The 5,212-nt window shown below is 36.8% G+C and carries 4 protein-coding genes; 2 read left to right on the forward strand and 2 right to left on the reverse strand.

Going from position 1 to position 5,212, the window contains the following annotated elements; all coding sequences use genetic code 11:
• The coding region (locus tag DWX26_RS01110) for a recombinase family protein (protein WP_243030460.1) at window positions 1–889 on the reverse strand (889 nt) is incomplete at its 3' end.
• A 40-nt stretch (window positions 890–929) separates the two neighbouring features.
• Window positions 930–3,902: a TOTE conflict system archaeo-eukaryotic primase domain-containing protein gene (locus DWX26_RS01115; RefSeq protein WP_110925840.1), complete on the reverse strand. Its 2,973-nt coding sequence runs from the start codon at window positions 3,900–3,902 to the stop codon at window positions 930–932.
• Window positions 3,903–4,257: 355 nt separating this feature from the next.
• Here DWX26_RS01115 and DWX26_RS17030 point away from each other — a divergent pair, with 355 nt between their 5' ends.
• Window positions 4,258–4,443, forward strand: coding sequence for a hypothetical protein (locus DWX26_RS17030; protein ID WP_009245306.1), 186 nt, complete (start codon window positions 4,258–4,260; stop codon window positions 4,441–4,443).
• The gene (locus DWX26_RS01125; RefSeq protein ID WP_055195104.1) at window positions 4,436–5,044 is read left to right on the forward strand and encodes a hypothetical protein; all 609 of its coding nucleotides are present in this window, start codon (window positions 4,436–4,438) and stop codon (window positions 5,042–5,044) included. The genes DWX26_RS17030 and DWX26_RS01125 overlap by 8 nt, the downstream gene beginning before the upstream one ends.
• Window positions 5,045–5,212: the final 168 nt, after the last annotated feature.

Consider the following 5,212-nt stretch of genomic DNA (forward strand, 5'->3'; position numbering starts at 1 on the left):
ATCTCAATATTCCGGATAAAATATGCTCATGATCGAAACTATGTGTCTTTTCATATTTCACACCTGTTTTTTCCCGTTTTTGATGTGCCAGCTCCCAGTCTGTTTCTGAAACAATCCCTTCATGGATACCATCGTGCAGCATATAATTTTCCTGCTTTACAATGCGGTATTCATTTCTTGTACCAGAAACTTTCTCGTTTTTCCTTCGTCCATAAGCCAGCTTTCCACAGTATACCGGATTATCCAGAACGCCCTTTATAAATGAAGCGGCAAATGCGTCCAGTGTATTATTCTGTCGTTTTTTCTTTTTGTATCCATGCTGGTTCAGCCATGCAGCAATCGCAGAGATTCCCATATTGGTATGAATAAATTTGTCATAGATCAGACGAATAATCTCTGCTTCGTCCTCTGCAATCTGCAATTCTCCATTTACTAATTCATAACCATACGGAGCAAATCCACCATTCCATTTTCCTTCCCTGGCTTTCTGCTTACGTCCTTCCATTGTCTGAACAAGGATATTCTCTCGTTCGATCTCTGCCACCGCAGACAGAACAGAAATCATCAGCTTTCCACTATCTTTTGAGCTGTCAATTCCATCTTCTACACAGATCAGATTCACTCCAAAATCCTGCATCCTCTGCAAAGAATTTAAAACATCTGCCGCATTACGACCAAATCTGGAAAGCTTGAACACCAGTACAAACTGCACCTCATCTGTTCCATTCTCAATATTATCCAACATTCTCTGAAATTCCGGTCTGCCCTCTACGCTTTTTCCAGACTTACCTTCATCGGAATACTCATTTACGATTTCCATGTTCTGAAATTCCGCATATCTCTCGAGTTTTTCTTTCTGAGCATCCAGACTGTAGCCATCTACCTGCATGGTTGTGGATACTCTGGTATAGATATCACATTTTATCTTTTTATTCACTTTTCCTCCTCTCCTCAGAACATCCCAAAGCAATTTCCAACAATTCCGTTGCAACTTGTGAATTTCTGATACGCATTAAGTTATCCCAGACATCAGCTTTTCCAAGTAGATTCATCCCACCATGCCATACTATTTCATCATCAATAACGGCAAAATATTCTTCTACTTCTGTTCTTGTTATCACATTTATTCCTACCAATTGCATTGCTCTGATTAATTCATAACATACATCTGACTTTCCGTAAGTAATATCTTCCGGATCTGTTGTAATAACTGTGACCTTTACCCCTACTTCCTGTCTCTTCTTGACTAGTAATAAAAATCTGTCAATTTTATCCTGTCTGATATCCGGACTGGAAATTACCACCATTTTTTCTGACTCTACAATATCTTGCTCGAATTTTTCGGTATAATTTACAGAATCAAATATTGCATTTATTATTTGTTTAGGTTGCAACTCTTGCGTCCAGATTGAAAATCCCATTTTCCTATATGTTCTCAATCTTTTTGCATACATTTTATCAAAATAACGCACATGCGAATCGATATAATCATACACATAAACGGCTTCTTTTCCGACATAATCTCTGTTTAATCTACCTACATACTGTTCCAGGCGTCCTTCAAAAGATACAGGTGCTGCAAGCATTAATACATCCAGTCTTGGGAAATCAAACCCTTCTCCTATTTTCTGACCAGTTGCCACCAAAATAAGCGATTCATTTTCAGGTATCTGCTTTAATTTTACTCTTATTTCAGCATTTTCCTTATCCGAATTATCCCCATACAGAAGGAATACATGATCTGCTTTTTTCTTTAAGGCATCATGTAAAAATTTTGCATGTTCCTTAAATCTTGTCAAAATTACAGGAGTTTGTTTTCTTGCAACACAAGTTATAACATCATCTATGATCATTTCATTGCGCACCTTACTGGTACTAATCAAATTATATGCTTTATTAATATTATCCTTGCTTTCTGCAGTATCAACTACTCTTGTGTATCTTGGGACAAAATAATGTCCAATCCCCTGTTCCTTAGCCCTCTCCAATGCAGTAAATCTATGTCTCAAAGGTCCTAACAGCATATAGATGATCCGATCAAGACTGTCACCACGTTTAGGTGTAGCAGAAACACCATATACGTATTTTGCATTTATTTTCTGCAATAATTCCATAGATGTGTTAGAAGCTGCGTGATGACATTCATCCATAATTACCATTCCGTAAGAATTAATCCGTTCATTAAATTTTCCTCTGCTGTACATTGAACCAACCATTGCAACATCTATAATCCCTGTCAATGTATTTTTATTTCCGTGCAAAACGCCTATCACACTATTTCTTTTTTTCTTTCTTCCTGTTTTTGTTTCATATTCCGGTGGTTCTTCTCTTATCTCTAAGAAATGATTCAATTCATCAACCCACTGATTAAGCAAATCTTTATTTTGCAGCAAAATGAGCGTATTTACTTTTCGCTCTGCAATAAGGTAACTACATACTACAGTCTTTCCAAATGCAGTTGCCGCACTCAAAACCCCATCTGAATGTGATAATAATTTTTCTGCTGCTAATTCCTGTTGCATTCGCAAATCACCTTTAAAAGATACTCTGATAGGTTGTCCTGTTTCTCTTTGATCTGAAACATCAACTGAAATGCCTGCTTTTTCACATTCCTGTATAATATTTTCCCGCAGTCCTCTCGGAATCTGTATATATCCATCTATATCCTTACCTAAATATACAGTACTGAAATTATAATAATTAGAATATCCCAGCCTTTTATTTTTGTAAAATTCCGGATTATCAAATGCCGCCAAACTACGGACCTGATTTTGTATTCTTGGCATAAGATTCAGAGTATCAATATAAACTCCATTGCCCAATACCATATGAAGCTTGCCCACAACATCTGACTTACAAAACTCACATTTCTTCTTCCATGGTTTCGGTCTGACATTCTTCTCAATATTAGTAAGCGTTCCTCTGACTTCTGCTAATTCTCCCTGCCATTTTGCCATGCATTGTTCAACATCTTCTATTCCCAGCTTTTTTGTTTTATTGAAAAGAGCATCCCATTGATCAGGATATGCATTCCAATTTTCATCTACAAAAGCACTATTTCCATTTTTAAGTGCCTGCCCCTGTAATGGCAATGCAATCAAATTACCTATGCTGCTTGCCACATCCTGCGAAGGATACATTCTATCATAATAATGAAAAGATTTCAGATTGATGGAAGTTGAACCCTTGTCTAACAGGAGAAATCCAAAATTCCTTGCTGTTGCCGCAGATATTGCCTTTTTAAAGAAAATCCATACATGGGCACCTTTTCCAGATCGAGATCTCTCAACTAAAGGTCTGATACCATTAAGCTCACACATTTTTCTAAGCGCATCCACTTCTTTATGCCACTCATTATCCGTATTTGCAAAGTCCGTAACCTCTGCTCCTTTTTCATGATTATCAAAATCAAATACAATAAATCTGCATGTTCCATTTGGCAGTAAAGGATATACACCTATTACATCTGATCCATCTTCTTTTGTGCCTAACAAATGAGCAATTATTTTTTTTACATCCAGACTTATCCATTTGGTATTTTCACATTCATCACAAAATACCTTCTCTTTACGTTGTTTAGGACAAAGCCGGTCATTCCAACGATTTGCACATTGTGGAAAATAACCCCCGTTCTTTCCCCGTCTGGCATATACATCTTCTCTTCCCCAAAACATCGAAAAGAAACGTATTGCCATTTTCTCTGTAATATATGGCGGATTTACAATACGACTCCCTTGATCCAGGTCATATTCTTCTGCACTTTCTATTTTTTCTTCAAAAGGATTCACCTCTTCATATGAAATGCCTGCTTTCTTCAATTTATCTTTTAATATCTTGTTCTCATATTCAAGCAACCTAACCATTTTTCTCAATGAATCAGCATCATATGCTTCTATGTTCAAACCTTCCACCTACAATTCTTATTATCTCGTAACATAACTTCCATTCAATGTCCCAACTTAATTTTAGTACTTGTTCCAACTATTTTCAATACTTATTTTCCGTATTGACGCATTTCTTCGCCAATCGTATAATTAAGTTAGATACAGAGCATTTCTGTTATCAAAATATTGCCCGCCCACCATTGGCGACTTATAAATGATTGGCTCGAAAATATTGTTCGCTTACCGGAAGCGTCTAATAAATGTCCGGCTTGAAAATTATTTAGAAATTATTTTTGTTTTCGATATTGTGTTTTTATCACACATTGCATATACTATAAATACACAAAAAAGCCAAAAAAGAGGAGGTGTTAGTATGGCTACTTCAAGTATTACTCATAATTTTGTCGTATCCAATCCAAATAGCATAAAGCGTTTTGTCGCAGCAATTGACGAAGCCGACCGTGACCGCACACCAAAGCAGACACTTCCCGGACGTCAGTTAACGAACCCACAGGAAATCTTAGCTTTAATGTCAAAAAGGAAGAAAAAACATGTCTGATAAATATTTTACCGTTAATATTCGGGCATATTTGGATAAAGACGAACCGACATATATCGGAGAGGAAAGTCTTTACGACTTACTCTCCGATTTTTCTTGTCCCAAAAATCCCGATGTGGAATACTTTTTATTACATAATGCGATTGAGTTTACCAAAAAAGATCAATCTATCACTTATCTGGTATTTGATGCTGAAGATGCTTCACTGGTTGGTTATTTTTCACTTACAGTAAAACCAATCTCTGTCCGTGCTTCAAATATCAGCAAGACAATGGCAAAAAAGCTGTCCCGTGTCAGTATTTTGGATGAAGAAACACAATCCTATACTACCGCAGCTTACCTGATTGCCCAGTTGGGAAAGAACTATTCTCTTCCAAAGAATAAACGAATCCCTGGAAATATTCTACTGGGATTTGCACTGGAAACCATATCCAGTCTCAAATATTCCGTAGGCGGCGTTATGGAGTTTCTTGAATGCGAAGATAATGAATTTCTTCTGAGCTTTTATACACAGAATCATTTCAAGCCATTTGATACTCGTATTACCGCTTCCCAGAATAATGAGTCACACACTCTGCATCAGCTTTTAAAATTTATTTGATTTAAAAATACATGAAAAAAGCGACAGTCTGATTTACATTTTGTATTTCAGGAAACTGCCGCTTCTTTTTCTTCCTTATTCTGTTTTTCTTCCTCCAACTCCCGGAGGACTTCAGCGCCGTACTTATCAATCATCCGTACCAGAAAATCAATGCACCGCTCAAATTCA

It is taken from the genome of Blautia sp. AF19-1 (assembly GCF_003479155.1).
Taxonomy (GTDB): domain Bacteria; phylum Bacillota; class Clostridia; order Lachnospirales; family Lachnospiraceae; genus Fusicatenibacter; species Fusicatenibacter saccharivorans.

Excerpts from the sequence above, each read along its gene's own strand:
- DWX26_RS17030 (WP_009245306.1), top strand. The coding sequence starts at position 4,258 with ATGGCTACTTCAAGTATTACTCATAATTTTGTCGTATCCAATCCAAAT.
- DWX26_RS01125 (WP_055195104.1), top strand. The coding sequence starts at position 4,436 with ATGTCTGATAAATATTTTACCGTTAATATTCGGGCATATTTGGATAAA.